Annotated in this window: 25 protein-coding genes and 2 pseudogenes; all 27 read right to left on the reverse strand. The window is 38.2% G+C overall.

Going from position 1 to position 18,445, the window contains the following annotated elements; genetic code table 11:
* Positions 1–51: 51 nt before the first annotated feature.
* Complete coding sequence (locus I7804_RS11935; RefSeq protein ID WP_074757055.1) at positions 52–1,245, reverse strand: MFS transporter; 1,194 nt, start codon at positions 1,243–1,245, stop codon at positions 52–54.
* Positions 1,246–1,304: 59 nt separating this feature from the next.
* Entirely contained in the window at positions 1,305–1,622 is a 318-nt protein-coding gene (locus tag I7804_RS11940) for a CHY zinc finger protein (RefSeq protein WP_248403665.1), read from the reverse strand.
* Between the two features lie 87 nt (positions 1,623–1,709).
* Entirely contained in the window at positions 1,710–2,753 is a 1,044-nt protein-coding gene (gene ruvB, locus I7804_RS11945) for a Holliday junction branch migration DNA helicase RuvB (protein WP_331477807.1), read from the reverse strand.
* Between the two features lie 159 nt (positions 2,754–2,912).
* Complete coding sequence (ruvA, locus tag I7804_RS11950) at positions 2,913–3,542, reverse strand: Holliday junction branch migration protein RuvA (RefSeq protein WP_248403666.1); 630 nt, start codon at positions 3,540–3,542, stop codon at positions 2,913–2,915.
* Between the two features lie 202 nt (positions 3,543–3,744).
* A complete protein-coding gene (locus I7804_RS11955; protein WP_248403667.1) occupies positions 3,745–4,290 on the reverse strand; it encodes a prolyl-tRNA synthetase associated domain-containing protein in 546 nt (181 codons plus the stop codon).
* Positions 4,291–4,422: 132 nt separating this feature from the next.
* Positions 4,423–4,491: pseudogene (locus tag I7804_RS19290) on the reverse strand (deaminase); the annotation flags it as partial.
* 3 nt (positions 4,492–4,494) lie between these two features.
* Positions 4,495–5,385 (reverse strand): AraC family transcriptional regulator, encoded by an 891-nt coding sequence (locus I7804_RS11965; RefSeq protein ID WP_248403668.1) that lies wholly within the window; start codon positions 5,383–5,385, stop codon positions 4,495–4,497.
* Positions 5,386–5,552: 167 nt separating this feature from the next.
* Positions 5,553–6,095: a GNAT family N-acetyltransferase gene (locus tag I7804_RS11970; protein WP_248403669.1), complete on the reverse strand. Its 543-nt coding sequence runs from the start codon at positions 6,093–6,095 to the stop codon at positions 5,553–5,555.
* A 53-nt stretch (positions 6,096–6,148) separates the two neighbouring features.
* The gene (locus I7804_RS11975; RefSeq protein WP_248403670.1) at positions 6,149–6,895 is read right to left on the reverse strand and encodes a TraX family protein; all 747 of its coding nucleotides are present in this window, start codon (positions 6,893–6,895) and stop codon (positions 6,149–6,151) included.
* 302 nt (positions 6,896–7,197) lie between these two features.
* Positions 7,198–7,434 (reverse strand): hypothetical protein, encoded by a 237-nt coding sequence (locus I7804_RS11980; protein WP_248403671.1) that lies wholly within the window; start codon positions 7,432–7,434, stop codon positions 7,198–7,200.
* Between the two features lie 77 nt (positions 7,435–7,511).
* Positions 7,512–7,987: pseudogene (locus tag I7804_RS19410) on the reverse strand (AAA family ATPase).
* 57 nt (positions 7,988–8,044) lie between these two features.
* Positions 8,045–8,308, reverse strand: a complete 264-nt coding sequence (locus I7804_RS11985; RefSeq protein ID WP_248403672.1) for a hypothetical protein — start codon at positions 8,306–8,308, stop codon at positions 8,045–8,047.
* An 18-nt stretch (positions 8,309–8,326) separates the two neighbouring features.
* Positions 8,327–8,605, reverse strand: coding sequence for a hypothetical protein (locus I7804_RS11990; protein WP_248403673.1), 279 nt, complete (start codon positions 8,603–8,605; stop codon positions 8,327–8,329).
* 96 nt (positions 8,606–8,701) lie between these two features.
* On the reverse strand, positions 8,702–9,283 hold the full coding sequence (locus tag I7804_RS11995) for a hypothetical protein (RefSeq protein ID WP_248403674.1): 582 nt from the start codon (positions 9,281–9,283) through the stop codon (positions 8,702–8,704).
* 29 nt (positions 9,284–9,312) lie between these two features.
* On the reverse strand, positions 9,313–9,777 hold the full coding sequence (locus tag I7804_RS12000) for a GNAT family N-acetyltransferase (protein WP_248403675.1): 465 nt from the start codon (positions 9,775–9,777) through the stop codon (positions 9,313–9,315).
* A gap of 190 nt (positions 9,778–9,967) precedes the next feature.
* On the reverse strand, positions 9,968–10,846 hold the full coding sequence (locus tag I7804_RS12005) for a hypothetical protein (RefSeq protein WP_248403677.1): 879 nt from the start codon (positions 10,844–10,846) through the stop codon (positions 9,968–9,970).
* A gap of 58 nt (positions 10,847–10,904) precedes the next feature.
* Positions 10,905–11,450: a hypothetical protein gene (locus tag I7804_RS12010; RefSeq protein WP_248403678.1), complete on the reverse strand. Its 546-nt coding sequence runs from the start codon at positions 11,448–11,450 to the stop codon at positions 10,905–10,907.
* Positions 11,451–11,470: 20 nt separating this feature from the next.
* The gene (locus I7804_RS12015; RefSeq protein WP_248403679.1) at positions 11,471–11,968 is read right to left on the reverse strand and encodes a Gx transporter family protein; all 498 of its coding nucleotides are present in this window, start codon (positions 11,966–11,968) and stop codon (positions 11,471–11,473) included.
* A gap of 107 nt (positions 11,969–12,075) precedes the next feature.
* The gene (locus I7804_RS12020; RefSeq protein WP_022757952.1) at positions 12,076–12,309 is read right to left on the reverse strand and encodes a hypothetical protein; all 234 of its coding nucleotides are present in this window, start codon (positions 12,307–12,309) and stop codon (positions 12,076–12,078) included.
* Between the two features lie 18 nt (positions 12,310–12,327).
* Positions 12,328–12,714 (reverse strand): NusG domain II-containing protein, encoded by a 387-nt coding sequence (locus tag I7804_RS12025; RefSeq protein ID WP_248403681.1) that lies wholly within the window; start codon positions 12,712–12,714, stop codon positions 12,328–12,330.
* 41 nt (positions 12,715–12,755) lie between these two features.
* Positions 12,756–13,745 carry a DMT family transporter gene (locus I7804_RS12030; protein ID WP_248403682.1) on the reverse strand — a complete coding sequence of 330 codons (990 nt, stop codon included), beginning with the start codon at positions 13,743–13,745 and terminating at the stop codon, positions 12,756–12,758.
* 43 nt (positions 13,746–13,788) lie between these two features.
* Positions 13,789–13,956 carry a hypothetical protein gene (locus I7804_RS12035; protein ID WP_248403683.1) on the reverse strand — a complete coding sequence of 56 codons (168 nt, stop codon included), beginning with the start codon at positions 13,954–13,956 and terminating at the stop codon, positions 13,789–13,791.
* Between the two features lie 192 nt (positions 13,957–14,148).
* Complete coding sequence (locus I7804_RS12040; RefSeq protein WP_248403684.1) at positions 14,149–14,415, reverse strand: hypothetical protein; 267 nt, start codon at positions 14,413–14,415, stop codon at positions 14,149–14,151.
* Positions 14,416–14,651: 236 nt separating this feature from the next.
* Positions 14,652–15,272: a zinc ribbon domain-containing protein gene (locus I7804_RS12045; protein ID WP_248403685.1), complete on the reverse strand. Its 621-nt coding sequence runs from the start codon at positions 15,270–15,272 to the stop codon at positions 14,652–14,654.
* A 472-nt stretch (positions 15,273–15,744) separates the two neighbouring features.
* A complete protein-coding gene (locus I7804_RS12050) occupies positions 15,745–16,536 on the reverse strand; it encodes a histidine phosphatase family protein (RefSeq protein WP_248403686.1) in 792 nt (263 codons plus the stop codon).
* Between the two features lie 114 nt (positions 16,537–16,650).
* Positions 16,651–17,289 (reverse strand): ABC transporter permease, encoded by a 639-nt coding sequence (locus I7804_RS12055; RefSeq protein WP_248403687.1) that lies wholly within the window; start codon positions 17,287–17,289, stop codon positions 16,651–16,653.
* A gap of 280 nt (positions 17,290–17,569) precedes the next feature.
* On the reverse strand, positions 17,570–18,406 hold the full coding sequence (locus I7804_RS12060) for an ABC transporter ATP-binding protein (RefSeq protein WP_248403688.1): 837 nt from the start codon (positions 18,404–18,406) through the stop codon (positions 17,570–17,572).
* Positions 18,407–18,445 lie beyond the last annotated feature (39 nt).

Here is an 18,445-nt window from a genome sequence, read left to right on the forward strand (position 1 = left end):
GCAGTATCACCAAGGGTTTTACTGGGATAGGCAATATATAGATTCATCAGTTCATAGAATATCATTGTTTTTTACTCTTTTAATAACCAGTACACATATGACCAAGACAATCGGAAAACCGATGCCGGAAAGAATCCCGGCCTGTATGTTGTTGCCTGCAAACTGGGATACATAGCCTATGATCGCAGGTCCGGAAGCACCGCCCAAATCTCCTGCAAGAGCAAGAAGTGCAAACATCGCTGTACCTCCCCTTGGGATAACTTTAGAAGATATGCTAATGGATCCAGGCCACATGATACCAACTGAAAATCCACATAAAGCGCAGCCAACAAGTCCCATTACAGGCGCCTTGGACAAAGCTGCCAGTAAATAACATATCAAACAAAGAATACCGGAAGCAATCATAAAACCTGTAAGGTCGATCTTCTCGCCAAATTTGCCGTACAAAGTTCTACTTATTCCCATAAGAACAGCAAATCCGCAAGGGCCTGCAAGATCTCCAACTGCCTTGGACATATGAAGTGCCGACTCCACAAAAGCAGATGCCCACTGAGACATAGATATCTCAGAAGATCCTGCGCAGACCATCAGCAATATAAAAAGCCAGAATGTCTTTGATCTAAGCAGCTCTCCCATAGTCATACTCTGACCATCATCCACGAGCTTTTCTATAGGGCAGGTTGCAAAATTAAAGATGTTATAAAATGGGACAATAGCCCAAAGAATAGCCAATAACTTCCAGTTACCTATTCCAAAGAATTTAAAAAATATTGTAGAAATAAGGATTACGCCTACAGTTCCCCAACAATAAAACGAGTGAAGAAGACTCATCATAACGTCTTTATTATCAAAAGGACAGGCTTCGATTATAGGACTCACCAGAACTTCTATAAGACCACTACCTATAGCATATATCGTGACACAGATAAGTATACCTATAAAAGGCGACGGCATTATATCCGGCAGTACTGCAAGTAGTGATAATCCCGCGCAGCAGGTTATCTCCGAAGCAACAATACTAGGTCTATATCCTATCTTGTCTACAACTCTTCCGCATATATAATCAACTATAAGCTGGGTAAAAAAGAATGTCGTTGAAATAAGCGCCAGCTGCCCAAATGAAATATTGTAATTATCGTGAAATACAATATAAAGCAGCGGAACAAAATTGGCACAGATAGCCTGAACTACAAAACCAAGATAACAGGCAAGTAGTGTCTTATTGTATTTATTTTTATTTTGCATATCAAACTCCAAATCATATATAATTAGTGTACCCAAAAATTTTGATATTAAAATCCATTTTACCTTGCAGCATATATAGATTTATGCAAAGAACATCCCGGGTTATATTCATGACCGCAGTCAAGACACCTTTCAATACATGAATACTCATTATAGCTATAAAGCCTTCCACAAGCGCCGCACATAACTGTATCCTTCTCGTCAGGATCTACAGGCTCAAATTTATGGTCTTCAAGTTCATCGTGGCATTTATAGCAGGCATAAAATTTACCGCATTTATTGCATTTATTGGCTATCACATCTTTATGACTGTGATAATGAATGCACCGCCCTTCACTATCAGTCCGAATGCCATATATTATCTTTATGCAATCCATATTATTGATATATCCTATTTTTTTATTTCATATCTTTTTTAGTTCTATTTATTGAGGATACTACACGCCCCAACCAGGACTTTTATATCATTTATTATCAGAGTCTTCCGGCATCTTTAGTCCCATCTGCTCGTACCCCGGTTGTGTTACCACGCGGCCTCTGGGAGTTCTATTGATGAATCCGCATTTGATAAGATAGGGCTCATATACATCTTCTATAGTTCCGGCATCTTCACCTATAGCAGCTGCCAGAGTGTCAAGACCAACAGGGCCTCCGCCGAACTTCTCTATCATAGTCTTTAAGATCTCGTGGTCTGTGTGGTCAAGTCCCATATCATCTACTTCCAGTAGATTCAGAGCTTCTCTTACTATATCAATTGAAACAATACCATTATTCCTAACCTGAGCATAGTCTCGTACACGTTTAAGTGTGCGGTTTGCAAGTCTGGGTGTTCCACGGCTTCTTCTTGCCATCTCTATGGCGCTTTCTTCGCCAACTTCGATTCCAAGAACTTTTGCAGACTGGATTATGATCTGCGATAACTCTTTTTCATTATAGAATTCCATCCTGTGGATCATGCCGAATCTGTCTCTAAGAGGCGCAGACAGCATACCCGCTCTTGTTGTAGCTCCAACAAGAGTAAACCTTGGAAGATCAAGACGGATAGATCTTGCTGTAGGGCCTTTGCCGATCATGATGTCTATTGCAAAGTCTTCCATAGCTGGATACAGCACTTCTTCTACCTGGCGGGATATTCTGTGGATCTCATCAACGAATAGAATATCACCTTCCTGAAGGCTGTTAAGGATTGCTGCCATCTCTCCCGGCTTTTCTATTGCAGGGCCTGATGTGATCTTGATATTTACTCCCATCTCATGAGCCATGATCTGTGCAAGAGTTGTCTTACCAAGTCCGGGAGGTCCGTAAAAAAGGATGTGATCAAGGCTGTCTCCACGCTCCTTGGCAGCTTCTATGTAGATCTTAAGGCTCTTTTTGATCTTCTCCTGACCTATGTATTTATCAAGGCTCTTGGGACGAAGAGAGCTTTCAACGCCTGCATCTTCTCCGGTAAAGCCGGCATCCATCATATTTTTAGAGTTTTTTTCTGTTTGAATGGTTCTTTTGGCCATATCTATCCTCGTGTTTATATTGATTTATTCTAATTTTACTAAAGCTCCCCATTTGGACGAACCAGCATCCCAAAAATCTTTACAGGGGGTAGACAGTATATAAATCTGCATCAGCTGTTTATACTGCATTCTTAAGTCTTAATATAAAGCATTACATTTTTAAAAGAGTTCTTTAAGTGCAAGCTTTAATATAGCCTCGGTATCAAGTTTTTCATCCGAAGCCGAAAGAACTTTTCTAACAGCTTTCATGGCGTCTGTAGCGTTATAGCCAAGGGCAGCGAGAGCTTCAACGGCTTCATCTCTTGAAGATGCATCTTCGCCTGAAGATTTGCCGGTAGATGCACTGCCTGCTGCCTGTCCTATACCTTCTGTGCCTGTGATATCTGTATTGGATATCTTGTCACGAAGTTCAAGTACAAGGCGTTCTGCAGTCTTTTTGCCAATGCCGGGGGCTTTGGATATTGTCTTGACATCTCCTGCAAGGATTGCAAATCTAAGATCATCTGTATCAAATACAGAAAGAATTGAAAGTGCACCCTTAGGGCCTATACCACTTACAGTGATGAGCATCCTGAACATGCGGATCTCATCTCTTGTAAGGAAGCCAAAAAGGCTCATCTCATCTTCCTTCACGTTCATATATGTGTAGAGCTTAACATTGTCTCCAATCCCCGGCATCCTGTCGCAGGTTGATGCAGATATATTAACTTCATATCCGATGCCGCCTACGTCTATTACCGCTTTATCTATTTCGAGATTTTCAAGAATCCCCTGAACATATGCTATCATAAGATCTCCCTATTTGAGTTTTTATTCAAAAAAACGGCCTGCATAGCAGACCGATATAATTATAACATAAATGCTGAGAATAATCCCGAACAGATATTGGCCGATGCATGGATGCACCAACTTGGAAGAATTGATCCACCGGCCTTTCTCTCATATCCTTACGCCTTGTCACTAGCCACCAGATAAAAGGTATTTTTCAGCTTCAGTCCTCTCCTACAAGATGTACAATCTTCTTATCATGCCCAGTTGCAGGTAGGAACTTATCCATGATATCAGAAGTCTTGATCTTCATACTGGAAGTGCATACGCAAGGGTGACACCCGATATACTCGCCAGTAATAACATCCTCATCTATTAGAAGCGTGACCGCTTTATCCTTATCATTCATAAGTCCCATAACACTGACTGCGCCAGGCTCTATATCAAGATACTTAAGCATATCATCCGCATCAGCAAAAGATAATCTGGCAGAGCCTATCTGGCTTGAAAGCTCTTTGGTCTTAAACTTCTTGTCCCCTGGCATAAGGAGCAGATAAAACCTTGTCTTTTGTCTGTTACAAAGAAACAGATTCTTGCACATCAATGTCCCAAGTGCCTTGTCAACTTCAAGGCAAGCCTCCATAGTTGTGGCGCTCTCATGGTCTACACGTTTATATTCTATTCCGAGCTTGTCAAGATAGTTATAAACTCGTAGCTCCCTTTCAAGTCGCCCTTTTTCATCTGCAGGTCTTCCTGTATATAATTCCATGTGATAATACCTCTTCTTTTCCACTAAAGCTTCCACAATGCTTGGTTTTTTATCTATACTGACATAAATCTATGCTATAGGCACCTATAGTCATAAGCTTGCTACCAACTCAAAAAACTTCCTTGTATTTCCTGATGCTCCGGTACTTATTTTCCCATCAACAGACATAAGCATGAACAATGTTGTGATTGGTCTATCCATCTATTACCTCTTTCTTACAGGAATCCAAAGTTCACAGAAGAGGTACTCATGCTCACTATCAAAGTACAGCTCGTAATCAGTCTCTTCAGATGCTTCGTAGCCGGATTGTGGAAGGAACTCTTTATAAAACTGAGACCAAGTTTTAGCTATGCAGTCTCCATTTTCACCCTTACAATCAAAAACTACATATGTACCAGGATTGACATCCCAGATTTTAAAGCCTGCTTTTTTGATTTCTTCCGGATTGTAATCGGCAGTATCCTCATCAACGATGATTCCAATCCCATAATCAAAAGTATCAGAGTCTTCAGTAGTTGGTGAGCATAGCCCGTATAGGTCACGCTTTCCATCCTCCCTAAGCATCCATATAGGAGAAAGCATCTGCTTGGCATTGCACTCTGTCCAGAAATCCGCCACATCATGATTGGCCTCATCATTTATGATTTCTGTTTTAAAGCTCCTTACCAATGCTATAAATTTCTTCGCTTCTGCCTGTACGATTATGTATTCCATTGTTTTTCCTCCATCTACTGTAATTTTTATTACAAGAGGATTGAAAAGTACTAATTTGGCATTACCTTCTCTGGCAGTGCTAGGTGATATGCCATGTAAACGGGTGAAAGCTTTTGTAAAACTTTCCGGAGTATCGTACCCATACTTCAGTGCAATATCGGTGATTCTGATATCAGTATCTACTAGTTCACTTCCGGCCAGAGATAATCTTCGATTTCGGATATAAGCATTCGCTGTGATTCCTGTTAGGAAGCTGAAAGCTCTATGAAACTCGTAGCTTGAAATGTGCACATGCTTTGCAACATCCTCATAATTGATTTCCTCAAGAAGATGCTCTTCCATATAGGTAATTGCTTTTTGCAAAGACGATATCCACTCCATACTTTTCCTCTCCTGTGATGCAATTATAGATGGGATGAAAAAATGTTACATTTCCTACTTTGCGTAGTTTTGTCAGCTATAGTAACAGTTCGAAAAGCCACGATTGAACAAAATCGCTGCGCGATGGCCTGCCTAGGCTGTGTGCAGTGATTTTGTTCAATTTGAAGTTATCTGACAGACTGCCATTCCTCTTTGGAAAGGCATGTTATGTGTTCCGTTCGGAGAACACCCTCTATGGCACAGGGCACATTATAGGCCGTATGATGATAATGAAAACCGCACTTCTCCTGAACACGCTTTGACTTTTCATTCCCATCAAAGTAACCACACCATATTTTATTAAGTTTCAGGTTTTCAAAACCGTAGCGCATCAATTCCCTGACTGCTTCCGGTATCAGTCCTCGTCCCCAATACGGAACTCCGATCCAGTAGCCGATTTCACCTTCTGAATCAGGAAGGCCAATATTGCTGGCTTTCCCAAACATAAGTCCAATGCTGCCAACAGGCTGGCCTGATTCTTTTAATACTACAGCATAGGTCTCCGGCGCTGAAAGAACTCTCCGGATTATTTCACGGCTATTCTCTACACTTGTATGAACCGCCCATCCTGCGATTGGTCCCACATCAGGATGACTTGCATATTTAAATAAATTCTCCGCATCGCTTTCTTCCCACGGTCGGAGGATCAATCTTTTCGTTTCAAGTATCATGGCATACCTCTCTTACCAACGGCATCTCTGCAAACTGGAAGTTGATAATGCATTTAAAAGATTGTTGATATGTTGCCATGCAACAAAATCCGGACAATTCCTATAACAAACAAGTGTACCGGATAGTAGAAATAAAACAGCCACTTCATGCCCTTCCACTCACCACGCTTTCCGTTATATTTTGCCAAAATCGGAATCGTGAGGAAAGTAAACATCTGAAGTATTCCATAAGGCTTATCCAAAAACAGAAAATATACCGAGGCATAGATTGCTGACCATAACACAATATCTCGTGCCTGTGCCTTAAAGTTTCCTCTATGAAGATACAGATAAAAAGGACACATCGCAGCTATGCTTGACCAATCTGATGGAAAAGCGATTAAACTTATAATAACAGTAAGAATTATTTCCACTGGCGTTGAGACCTTCCCACTGTCATGAATCGCAACAATGACAACGGCCCAAGCAAGCGACCATATTACACCTGTCTGGTTAAATATCCCTGTTGACAGTGGAACAAACGGTATCCCAAATGCAAAATCATATGCAAAATGCGATATAACCGCGAGTATAAACAATCTCGTAATATATTTCTTCCTGTTATGCGTGTAATAACACCCCTCTGCAATAAAAAACCACATAATCGGAGCAGTAAGCCTGCCAATGATATGAAGAGCATATACATACCAGATATGCTGTGTTCCTGGAAATATCGTCCATACCAAATGATCGATTGTCATTGCGATAATAGCGATAAGCTTAATCTGATTAGAATTTAATCCCGTTTTTTTATTCTCCATTTTTTAACCTCATGTCGCGAGCAAAGCGAGTGACTAATGGTTCAAATTGATGGAGCTCGCGTCATCAATTTGGGTTTGAAAATGGAACATTTTCAAACTTCAGTCCTTCCAATTTGTTGGTACTATTTTTGCACCATTCAAGAAGCATAGTTTCAAAGGATTTCCAAATATTGCATCTTTACGACATTTTCATTAAAAATATAAATGCCTTGTGTGATAAATCTGCTATAGGATTATAATGGAAAATCATAATAAAACATATACCCAAGGCAATGGTATAACTAACCAATATAGGCCATATCTTATACGTTAATTTTTTTTTTATTCAATAAATCTATAATCAACGGAATAATCATTATGATTTCAAAAATAGCGCTAACTATATTATTTATTAACCTTCCCGCTTCTGTATAACATACTGCGTACATAGTACCATCACCAAAATCTACCGAAAGTGAAGGTTTCTGAAGATTAAATCCATAAAACAAAGATATAAATATAAAACCATAAATAATAAATAATAATAATTTCTTTCTCATCATGTCCTCTGGCAATTTGAAGTTATCAAGCTTTTCGCTTATAGAAGAGCCCTACAAATATCGATTTATCTTAACGTTTAGTTTCTATCTACCTTATATAAGGTATCATATTCTTCTTCACCTGGTTCTTCCCAAAGAGATTCTAGCTTTCCCATAAGACCTTCATCTAAGTAAAAATCCGATCCTCCATTTCCTTCTTGAACTCTTTTATTTCTTTCAGAAATATTTAGCTTCCAGGTTGCATCATCAACACATACATAATGAATCTCACAATCAATCCCTAATTTTTTATAATAATCTCTGACTTCTTGTCTTTCTGTTTTTGACCATAAGCCTCTTTCAAAAACTACGTTAGCTCCTGCTTGTGCAATTTCTCCAACTTTTTAGTTAAATACTTAATTAACCTTTTTGAAAAAATATCATAGAATTCCCCTTGCTCATTATTTAGCAAATCATAGGTTGCTTCATCAGGAGATATAATTACAGCATTTAATTCATCTCTTAATTTTCTTGAATAATAGCTCTTACCACTGCATATTTTTCCACAAAGCAATATTACTTTTCACATAGTATCCTTCCTATTGATATATCTATTCTTTATCTGCATAATTCATGCTGGGATCTGCATCCGGATCATAATACCCATAATGGCATCTAAAAAAGCCAGGCACTTCTTAGCGTAAGGGATCTGCTCTTCTTTTATGCATAACAAAGAAAAATCGTCTCCCCATCTTAAAGAAGATGTCTGAGCCTTGATCAAGCCGGAATCGTATCTTTTTACGCTAGTTATTTTGTAGTCACTCTTAAATAATTCTTTTAGTATAGATTTAAAACTCATATTTTCGCCTGTTCCAAAACCTGATTTTTTAAACAAACCGGAATTAAAACGTTTTTACTCCTGCGCATATAATGCTTTTTTTATTTTACCCGCAGTAGTAATAAACTTCTTTGGGTTTATTTCTTCTCCAAACGATTTGTCCATGATAGTTGCTATCATTTTGGCAATATCTTCAACCGAATCCTTCTCTGTAATCATTTCAGACAGTTGTTTCGAGTAACTATCAAATTCGTCATTTGGTGCATGACAGGCAAGCAGCTCCCAATAATCGTATTCATCGATATATTTCTTTATAATCTCAAATTTATTTATATTTTGCACTTTCAACCCCAAATTTGTTTATTTGCAGAAGAGTTACATCTATCTCAGCAATTCTGGCAGCATCATCAATTGTTGCCTCACGAATCACATTTTCATCCTCGTAATCTTCTATAATTTTTCAAAATTTGTATGTGGCGAAAAACATTCTTTAAATAGTTTTCGTCCAACATACGGTTTAAACTTCGGATACCGCTCTTTATAATAGTATTCCCAATAACTTGTCATTCTTATATAAGCACATTTTAGAAGTAAAGGATTATTATGACAGAAATCCTGTATTGCCTGATTGTCCCTATCCTTTATTGTTTCATATAAAAGCTCTACGATCTCAACTACGTATTCAGATGATAATCTTAATAGGTATGGCATGAACCATTCTTGCATTCCAGTAGCTAATAATCTTTTAAGGTGCATTTCTCTTATATGGCCATCACAGTGTCTTGTATAGATACAGTCATATATCGCCTTTTCAATATTGTTTAAACTACTGTAAGCATACTCATCATCTTCAAAATACATCCTGTAGGGAAATCGCACTTCACTTCCATCTGACAAATAATAGATTTCTTTGTCAGAGTTATATCCATCTAATATTCCACAAGAAACATTATTAACAGTCTTTTTACTGATTACAGAAAGCACTTTTAAATATTCCTCATGAAGTTCAATAGGAAATCCTTCTGAAAACATTTTGCCTCCATCTCGATCAAAGTGTAAGCTTATTTCAATGACAACTCAATTTCAGCAATTTTATCTGTAATTGTGTTGGTTCTCCCAGTTCTCGTAAAGCCCATACGATAATAAAGTCTTTCTGCATTAACATTGTTCTCAAGAATCCATAATGAAGGGGGATCTGAACATTGATCAACTGCAAACTGCAGTAATTTCGTTCCATATCCCATTTTTTGCTTTTCCGGGAGAACATAAAGATCCTCAATCAAGCTGTCTGTTACAGAAACGACACCCACAGGCTCTTCATCTACAAGCATGAAGAACTTGGTTCCTTTGTTAATCTTATCGTGTATGTACTTCTGCTGCCTTTCAGGTGAATGTAGTTCTATAAACTCCTGAGTGCAAAAATCTCTATGTGATTCTTTCCACGATATAGAATGAATACTAGCAGCATCCATTATATTTTGTTCGCTTACACATACTATCATTCTATCTGTCAATTCTCTGTTCATCTTCTGGAATTGCTATTCTAATTGTATACCCTATCTTTAAATCCTCTTATATAATTGTCTTTTGTTCACCTTTGATCAATATAGGTTAGAATCGCTGTAAGGTCAAACGAAAAAGCAGCTTGAATTATAACAATAACTGCCCTTTCGTTTGATCTTATTGCGATTTAACCTAAAGAATTTGGCTATTCATTTATGAAATACTATTAGCCATTTCCAATAATCGTAGTGACTTAACTAAAAAGAGCAATGCAAAAATACACATAACTACAAATGATAATACTGTCCCTATAAATGCAGGAATCGAAACAGATATGCCTAAAAAATAGCAATATATATTCTGAAGTATTACCATTGGTCCTACACAAAACAGTATATATAACAATATTGGAGACATTTTATATCCAAAGTCTATTTTCTTTTGAACAAGTATCGCACATATAATCATGGCAGGGCACAATATTCCCAAGTCTATCGCATATGTTGATTCTGTTGTAAGGACACCTAATAACTCCCCATAATTATCAGCTATTATGCATGGGACTATCATTGACATCCAAATCCCAATAGTAACTAGACCTGATATTCCAAGGCATAAACTAATTCCCGGATTTTTGCATTCCTTTGATGATTTTTTTACTACTATCTGCTTAAAATTATTTTCCACTAATATAATAGATAAAATAATACTTAATCCAAATCCAAGCACATATAACAAATACAATCTATTCATAGATATACTAAATACAAGGCAGGCAAAATAATAAACAAACATCATACTCTGGGCTGTTTTTATAAGATTAGCCCACATTTGCTTTTTCCAAAATATACATAAAGAAATCATAAAAATTCCGCAAAGGATTCCAATCCAATCAGCCCCCAATCTGCCTGATACCGTTATCAAAGAATTATAGGCATAGATACCTTTTCCATACAATTCGACCTGTTGTCCGTAAATATTATTTACAAGAATGGATTCTCCTCCATCTAAGTAAAACAATCCGATTATTGCCACCGTAATTGCAATGCATGAAAGGAGTACACATAATACATTTTCCACTCGCTTTTTCATAGTTAATATCCTCTTGCCTCGACAAATTCTATAAAGCTTGTCTATCATCCTATATTTATTAACCAGTACAGCCGCTACTAAATATTCCTCTGTCACTCCACACATGAGCTTCGACGTACCGTTCAGGACCATATTTCCCATCAGGATTCCAGTCCTGCGGAAGGCCATACCTTCCTATCACACCGATTATCTCATCATATGTGTAGATTTTCTTTCTGTACTCTTTGCCATCATTGACTCTGCCGCTGAATGTTGGATGAGAATCTCCATAGGTAAAAGAAACTGTGCGAAGATCCAAGTCATCCGTATCTATGACTATATGATCACAGTCTTCGAACCAGCTCTGTAGCCATGGGCATTCACCAACCACAAGATAATGAGGGGCTTTTCGTTCAATGATCCCGCCCTTTTTCAGGAACTCATTTCTTAGTATTTCTTCGAACCGCCTTCTGTCAGCAATATAATTGTCCTGCCTTTTGGCACACATTGTTTCAGGTTTTTCAGTTTTTATGGTCAGAAGTACCTTTCTAGCTTCTTCCTCGCTTAAATCCGACAGATTTCGAAATGGCCCTGTTTTCTTGTCAAAGTAGTGATATAAAAGCATATTATTCCTCCATGACTAGCTCATCTGAGGATTACCTCCCTCCTGATTCTGGGAATGATATTCTCACTTATGATTCCAATAAGTATACCTGTTATAAGGCCGCCAATCATCAAAACCGGAAGATAATACAGGATGCCACTTGTCTTAACAACATATACCGCCACAAGCATCTGCCCTATATTGTGGCTTACGCCCCCGCATATTGATACTCCCTTTATAGAAAAAAAATCTGCCTTTTTAAAGATGCACATGGCAGCAAAACTGATGATCGCTCCGGCAAGGCTAAATAAAATGCCGAACATACTGCCAAACAAAAAACCGGAAACAACAATTCTAAGCACGTTTATAATTAGCGCCTGTTGCCATCCGTATAAATATAATACAATAAGTATTGCTGCATTAGGAAGTCCAAGCTTCATCCCCGGAATCCCGAAGGCAAAAGGAATCAGAGATTCGACGTATGATAAAATCAGAGCTACGCCGAGAAGTAATCCAAGATTAGCTGCTCTAGTACGCATTGTGCACCTCTCAATATTATTATCTTAGCTTCCCACTTGGATGGGTCAGAGTCCCCAAAGCATTACATGAAGATGTTGGTCCATCCAAGTGGGAAGTTTGACTTATCTTAATACTTATAGCCACAATCTGCTTTTTCAGGTCCTTCTACGCCTGACTCATAATGAGCCCTGAACTCCATGTTGATATCGCGGATTTCTTTTTTGCCATCAATATAATCCTGATACATCTCAACAAGGCCGGACATGCAGCCATCACATGATCCGTTTATATTGCCGATCGACTCAGCTACTATCTGTTCTCTTTGCTCTCTTGTTGTGTCTTTAATTAAAATTGAATCCATTTTATTCCTCCATGACAATTATTTTGCTATAGTATCTACTTCTGCTTCATCAGCGCCTTCTATGGTGATAACCACTTTGTGAGGAAGGCATATGATACTCTGACCGGACTTCGATATGATGCCCTGCGACACGCACAGCTTATCTGGGCAGTTGGCATCATCAAGATAACACTCACCATTATCAATAACCAGTATATTCTGTCCGCCGTTCTCAGTCTCGATGGCAACTGTCTGGTTACTATACAGGTCATATTCCTGAGTAACTACACCATCTACCAGAATCTGCACTTTAGCGCCTTTAACTGCTCCAACAAAATGCAAATACAGGTAGATACATCCAGCTACTATAACAAGTCCAGTAACAAGTATCAATTCCGCTTTAGTTTTCTTTTTGTCTTTTCCCATATATTATTTTCCTTGCCACCTGTATAGGATCAAAAGATATTTTAATCAGAAATTACACTTTTTTTTTTAGAGGTCTCTTTAGAATCACTGCTTCCAAGAAACTGTGAAAGAACGATTGCTCCAAACATCAAAACACAGCCTGCTGCTTCGCGAAATGACAAGCTCTGGCCTAGCACTATCCAGCCGGACAGTGTTCCAAATACGCTCTCAAGACACATTGCAATTGAAGCAATTGCAGGATTAAGGTTCTTTTGACCAAGTGATTGAAGTGTATATGCTATGCCGCTACTAAAGATTCCTGCATAGAGGATCGCGGGAAGCGCGCTTATGATAGAGCTAAGTTCAGGACGTTCCAAAACCAGCATCACTACTGTTGATAAGGCTGCTTCTACAATAAACTGGGATAATGTAAGCTTAACAGGATCAATTCTCTTAGAATACCTTGAAACTGCCAGGATCTGAACTGAAAATCCAAGCGCAGACAGTACCATCAAGGCATCTCCCATCTCCAGATAGAAGCTCCCCTTCATACATAGAAGATATAGACCTACAACAGAAAGCGAAATGCAGATCCATAGATTGTTATTAAACTTTCGGCCAAAGAAAACTGAGATAATAGGCACAAATACTACATATAGAGCTGTAAGAAATCCTGCCTTAGCAACAGATGTATAAGCAATGCCGTATTGCTGAGCAAAGCTTGCAAGGAATATGAAAAGTCCTGCAAGAAGGCCACCCTTAATAAAGGCTTCTATTTCCTTTTTTCTCTTATCTTTAAATAAAGATGAGGCTCCATCTATAAACGATGCTTTTATATCACCATCTGCGGATTCTATTGAATTATCCCTCCTCAAAGAACCCTTCTTATAGACCTTATACTCCTCCCTATCTCTGTATATCACAAAGGGTAGGAGGAATGCGATACCGATATAAGTTCTAAGCGCAAGATATGTCCCGGCACCCACGTATTCTGCTCCAAGACTTTGCGCTACAAAGGTCGTCCCCCAGAAAAATGATGCGACAAGAAGCATCAGTGTATGGGTAAACGTGTAAATTCTATCATTTTGTTTCATTCTATGATCCATTTTTAAAAATGTACTTTCCTTTCCCCTTACCTTTCATTGGATAAATCAGCTCCAGTTCCAACATTCTTTTTATTAAAGCAGATGCCGGAGACGCTGTTGTTCCAAGAATATTTTGCACATACGATTTTCCAAAAAATCTATCGTATCCGAATTCCAAAAACAGGTCTCGAATATGCTGTTATGTCTTTGAATTAAGCCCATCTTGTATTTCAATGTCCTGTTTTGTTTCTTGAATGTCCTGTTTTACATCTTCAATATCCTGTTTTTGCTCACGAATATCCTGTTTTAAATCCTTCCATCGGAGATATAATATACCTGTCCATAGTTGAACGCATAGAAACACCAACCATTAAAGCATTACCTCCATATACTCTCTGATTTTTTTATCAATACGAAAAGATTTTGCATATTCCATAAGTTTATTAAGCTCCTTATCCTTTCGAGCAATGTATGACTTTAACACCGTCTTATAATCCTGTATTTCAAACCAACTTCTGGATCTTACAAGATCGTAGATAGTTCGTTCAAGATTATATATAGGGATCTTATGACCATAGGAATTATCAATTGTTAGAAGTGTTCCAGAATTATCTACTATGTTCTCTATATTATTCATATGCGTCACTAACTTTCATGCTAATATTATATTTTATATTAGTATGAATGCAAGGCTGGTATTCAAAAAAGAACCTTGGCGCCATCACCAAGGTTCATGATTTTATTTACATATTATGTTTAATTCACTTTGAACTCTTCTCAAACCAGAAGGTGCGCCGCTAAAAAACAAGGAGCATTTATCGATAAATGCGTCCCCTTTAATCTTTACTACTTCGATAGCTTTTTAATCTTCGATTAATGATATGAAATTATGATTTTATCATCAGGATTAAAAAAATCTCCAGTTTCGAATGATGTAACACCTCCGATTGAAACACTTTCAACGTCATCGTTATTCTGCAAAAACCACGTTTCATCTTCTAGATCAATAGTAACAATATTCTTAAAGCCGGCGCTTCTCAACTGTTCAGAAACAACTTTATAGTTTTTTCCTTCCATATCCTTAGAAGATTGGCCAATCTTAATATAACCATCTGCAAGTTTGGATTTTTCCTCAGACTCTTCCCAGATTCCAACTAGAGCAATCATCAAGAAGCCCAAAAGCATCATTCCTATGCATATAATCATTGTTCTTTTTTCTTTTTTGTATTCCAATTTCTGAATTTCTATCGTTGTAGCAAAAGCATCTGCTCTTTCTTTTTCTTTCCTTCTTTCTTTTTCAATCGCAGCGTCATCGGTATAGCGTTTATGAATATATATATTTTTATTAATATTACTATTTATTGTTATCTCATTACTTTCAACTTCAAACTGCGTACCACAATATGGGCAAAAGATATTTTTTTTGCCATTAATATCCATATCAATTCCCGCTCCACAAGATGGACAACATAATTTACTAGCATTAATGCTCATATATCCCTCCTGCATTATCATATATATGTTCATTATATCACGATATATCATTTGTGTCAGAACTAATCAAAATCCTCCTGTGTAGCCAATGCAGAGTTATTATTGGTGTCATTGATGCCTTCAACATACATATCATTTACTGTTCAAATAGTAAGATGATCGAAATCTTTAATAGAAATCCCGACTTGTACACATCTAAGAAGGAATAGATTTATCATTAATTATCTGTTAGTTGCTAGAATTGTTTTAGATTTTTCATACTGCTGAATATTCTTCATTTCCTGACGCAGGTAGTCTTTAGATTCGCCTGGCAATTCACTCAAGAAAATCGGCTCACATCACAATCTCGAAATACATAATTTCAGTTTTATAACATAACGATTCATCGAATATTGTAAGGTTTATATTGTCACTTGGCTAAAACTCTAATCTCCTACTCTGTAACATCTTTTGCCAAATCAAAAAGCCAACATCATTTACTAAACACAGTAGAAAAAGCGCCAAAACCGGAAACAGACTCTCCTGCTGCATAAAGGTGAGATGTGTCACCAAGTGCCTGAATTCTGAAAAAGGCCTGATTGTGATATCTCTTCTCTGCATTAACAATTGTAACTGATGAAGGCGCTTCAAAAGTCCCATGCCACAAAGTTACAGGTGATATAGACAGAAGATGGGCAAGCATCACACATTCAACTCCAAGATGACAGAAGAAAACTATAGTCTTATTGTCATCTTCATCCCTTACCTGATACTCCATGATGCCCCTTGTCTGAATATCACCTATCTCTGCAGGAAGATCCGGTCCATCAGGATTCTTATAATCATAGTACTTGCCGTTTCTGGTATATCCGTATGACTTAAGGATATCATCAAGCCCGTTACAAACTTCAAACCACTTAGACTTAATCTCCGGATTGGTCTTGTACAGATCACAGTCATACCACGTATCAGGATCCAGCATTAAAGGCTGAGTTGTGAAAAACTCCGGGAAATAATCCCACGGAACTCTCAAATCCTTGGTATAGGGATCTTCTACCCTATAATGAAACTCCTGAAGCCAGTCACAGATCGTAGCCTCCCTGTTAAGAGCTTTAAGCGTAGGTTCCGCCGTATCTTTCGCTCTACCCAGAGGTGAACAAAAGAACCTGTCTACATCCCAGTTCGCTGTCCTTTTTGCAAGAAGCTGCGCTTCCACTTTACCCTTTTCAGTAAGCCCATCTATAGAATAATCAGGCTGTGCATGCCTTATAAAAATCAGTCTCAAACCAATCCCTCCTAAATGTTTTTTATGCTTACATCATTATATTATCAAGCCGTACTTTCATCAATTAAAAAAGCCAGATTGGCGCATGCCAATCTGGCGGAGGATCACGTTCCATTACACGGGCTTCCACTTAATGAGTCTGTTTTCAAGTTTTTGAAGGAAAGAATTCGCTACCGCGATCACAAAGCCTATAAGGATGATACCTGCAAACACCCTTGTAAAGTCGATATAATCGGAGAACTTCTTAACATAGAACCCAAGACCTGACTTAGCTCCTATCATCTCAGCCATCACCAGGATCATGAAAGTAACCGAGAACTGAACCCTGATACTCTTGATAATCCCCGGAAGTGAATACGGCAGGATTATCTTAAACAGCATTGTAGGCGTGTCTACGTTGAGAGTCCTGGCAGAATCCAGAATCCTTTTTTCCATACCCTCTATACGTATTATCATATTCATAAATATAGGCCAGAATAGTCCAAAGGCAATAACCGAGATAGACGCCATGTTGAAATTGGGAAGGATCGCAATAAGATACGGCGTGTACACCATAGGCGGTATAGGACTCACCACCTTGGCTATTGGGAAAAATAGCTCCCGCAGCCTGTCATTATAGCCGATTATAAGCCCTAGGAAATTGCCCAGAACAAGTGCGATCCCATAGCCAATCACAAGAATTTCAAGTGAGCTTAATATATTCAGAAGCATCATCTGATAGTCTTTTGCAAATATAAAGGCAACATCCTCCATTGCCGGGAAAAGGGTCTTGTTGAGACTGTCAAAGACTCTGGTACTAAGCTCGATAGCAAGAAATACAATGTAGATAACTGTGATTATGTCATTAAAGCTTTTTTGACTATATTTTTGGTATATATATTCCTAACAATATATAAAAGCCAGATTCCTACCAGTACCGCGATATATACGGTATTGGATTCCACCTCTCTTTTGCCTTCCACCAGAATCGTGATAAGTAAGTTGGCCAGAAAAAGTACTGTCGGTACAGATAATAATATTTTCACAATTCTATTCACACAGCCACCTCTATTTCATGTTCTTCTATGTAAGAGGCTTTAGAACGACCCTTGCCTTCATCTGCATCGTTGTAGAAAAGACCTACAAGCTCATCATGTAACTTTTTGTAGTCTTTATTTACAAATAATAAAGATCTGTCTCTCAAATTCCTTATAGAAGCAGGGATTTTGATATCCTTGTATGCACCGCCGGGGCTCATGAATATGATCCTGTCTGCAAGGAAGATTGCTTCGTCTATATCGTGAGTTACGAACACAGCAGTCTTTTTGGCATCTCCATCCTTGCAAAGCTCAAGCGTAAGATCCTGAAGCTCATATCTAACCTTAGGGTCAATAGCTCCAAAAGGCTCATCCATAAGAAGGATATCCGTATCCATTGCAAGAGTCCTTGCAAGAGCTACCCTTTGCTGCATACCGCCTGATAATTCAAAAGGATACTTGTCACCGCTATCAGAAAGCTCTACTCTGTCAAGGAAGTACTGTGCTCTTTTGAGAATCCTTGCCTTATTTTTTTCCTTACCGGCTTGTTTTATGCCAAAGATTATATTTTTTCTGGCAGTAAGCCATGGGAAAAGAGAATAATGCTGGAACACAACTCCTCTGTCTGTCCCGGGGCCTTTGATCTTCTGCCCGTCTATAGTCACGGTCCCATTTGTGGGTTTGTTAAGCCCTGATAGAAGTGACAAAAGAGTACTTTTGCCACATCCGGAAGGGCCTATGACGCAGACGAATTCCCCTTTATTAATCTCAAGGTCTATATTTTCAAGTACGTTTTTGACAGTATTTCCATTACTGTAATTAAGAGATACATTCTGAAATCTTATCTTACCCATAGTGCAGTCTCCTTTCTTTTATATGATATTTCCTTTTAT

This window comes from Butyrivibrio fibrisolvens, from assembly GCF_023206215.1.
Taxonomy (GTDB): Bacteria; Bacillota; Clostridia; order Lachnospirales; family Lachnospiraceae; genus Butyrivibrio; species Butyrivibrio fibrisolvens_C.

What these genes read in the sequence shown, in the direction of transcription:
- I7804_RS11975 (WP_248403670.1), bottom strand. Translation starts at nt 6,895, where the DNA reads ATGGAGAATAAAAAAACGGGATTAAATTCTAATCAGATTAAGCTTATC.
- I7804_RS12040 (WP_248403684.1), bottom strand. Translation starts at nt 14,415, where the DNA reads ATGAATAATATAGAGAACATAGTAGATAATTCTGGAACACTTCTAACA.
- I7804_RS11980 (WP_248403671.1), bottom strand. Translation starts at nt 7,434, where the DNA reads ATGAGAAAGAAATTATTATTATTTATTATTTATGGTTTTATATTTATA.
- I7804_RS11935 (WP_074757055.1), bottom strand. Translation starts at nt 1,245, where the DNA reads ATGCAAAATAAAAATAAATACAATAAGACACTACTTGCCTGTTATCTT.
- I7804_RS11995 (WP_248403674.1), bottom strand. Translation starts at nt 9,283, where the DNA reads ATGTTTTCAGAAGGATTTCCTATTGAACTTCATGAGGAATATTTAAAA.
- I7804_RS12005 (WP_248403677.1), bottom strand. Translation starts at nt 10,846, where the DNA reads ATGAAAAAGCGAGTGGAAAATGTATTATGTGTACTCCTTTCATGCATT.
- I7804_RS12060 (WP_248403688.1), bottom strand. Translation starts at nt 18,406, where the DNA reads ATGGGTAAGATAAGATTTCAGAATGTATCTCTTAATTACAGTAATGGA.
- I7804_RS12020 (WP_022757952.1), bottom strand. Translation starts at nt 12,309, where the DNA reads ATGGATTCAATTTTAATTAAAGACACAACAAGAGAGCAAAGAGAACAG.
- ruvB (WP_331477807.1), bottom strand. Translation starts at nt 2,753, where the DNA reads ATGGCCAAAAGAACCATTCAAACAGAAAAAAACTCTAAAAATATGATG.
- I7804_RS11970 (WP_248403669.1), bottom strand. Translation starts at nt 6,095, where the DNA reads ATGATACTTGAAACGAAAAGATTGATCCTCCGACCGTGGGAAGAAAGC.
- I7804_RS11940 (WP_248403665.1), bottom strand. Translation starts at nt 1,622, where the DNA reads ATGGATTGCATAAAGATAATATATGGCATTCGGACTGATAGTGAAGGG.
- I7804_RS12000 (WP_248403675.1), bottom strand. Translation starts at nt 9,777, where the DNA reads ATGAACAGAGAATTGACAGATAGAATGATAGTATGTGTAAGCGAACAA.
- I7804_RS11965 (WP_248403668.1), bottom strand. Translation starts at nt 5,385, where the DNA reads ATGGAGTGGATATCGTCTTTGCAAAAAGCAATTACCTATATGGAAGAG.
- I7804_RS11955 (WP_248403667.1), bottom strand. Translation starts at nt 4,290, where the DNA reads ATGGAATTATATACAGGAAGACCTGCAGATGAAAAAGGGCGACTTGAA.
- I7804_RS12010 (WP_248403678.1), bottom strand. Translation starts at nt 11,450, where the DNA reads ATGCTTTTATATCACTACTTTGACAAGAAAACAGGGCCATTTCGAAAT.
- I7804_RS12055 (WP_248403687.1), bottom strand. Translation starts at nt 17,289, where the DNA reads ATGGAGGATGTTGCCTTTATATTTGCAAAAGACTATCAGATGATGCTT.
- ruvA (WP_248403666.1), bottom strand. Translation starts at nt 3,542, where the DNA reads ATGATAGCATATGTTCAGGGGATTCTTGAAAATCTCGAAATAGATAAA.
- I7804_RS12045 (WP_248403685.1), bottom strand. Translation starts at nt 15,272, where the DNA reads ATGAGCATTAATGCTAGTAAATTATGTTGTCCATCTTGTGGAGCGGGA.
- I7804_RS12015 (WP_248403679.1), bottom strand. Translation starts at nt 11,968, where the DNA reads ATGCGTACTAGAGCAGCTAATCTTGGATTACTTCTCGGCGTAGCTCTG.
- I7804_RS12030 (WP_248403682.1), bottom strand. Translation starts at nt 13,745, where the DNA reads ATGCTTCTTGTCGCATCATTTTTCTGGGGGACGACCTTTGTAGCGCAA.
- I7804_RS12025 (WP_248403681.1), bottom strand. Translation starts at nt 12,714, where the DNA reads ATGGGAAAAGACAAAAAGAAAACTAAAGCGGAATTGATACTTGTTACT.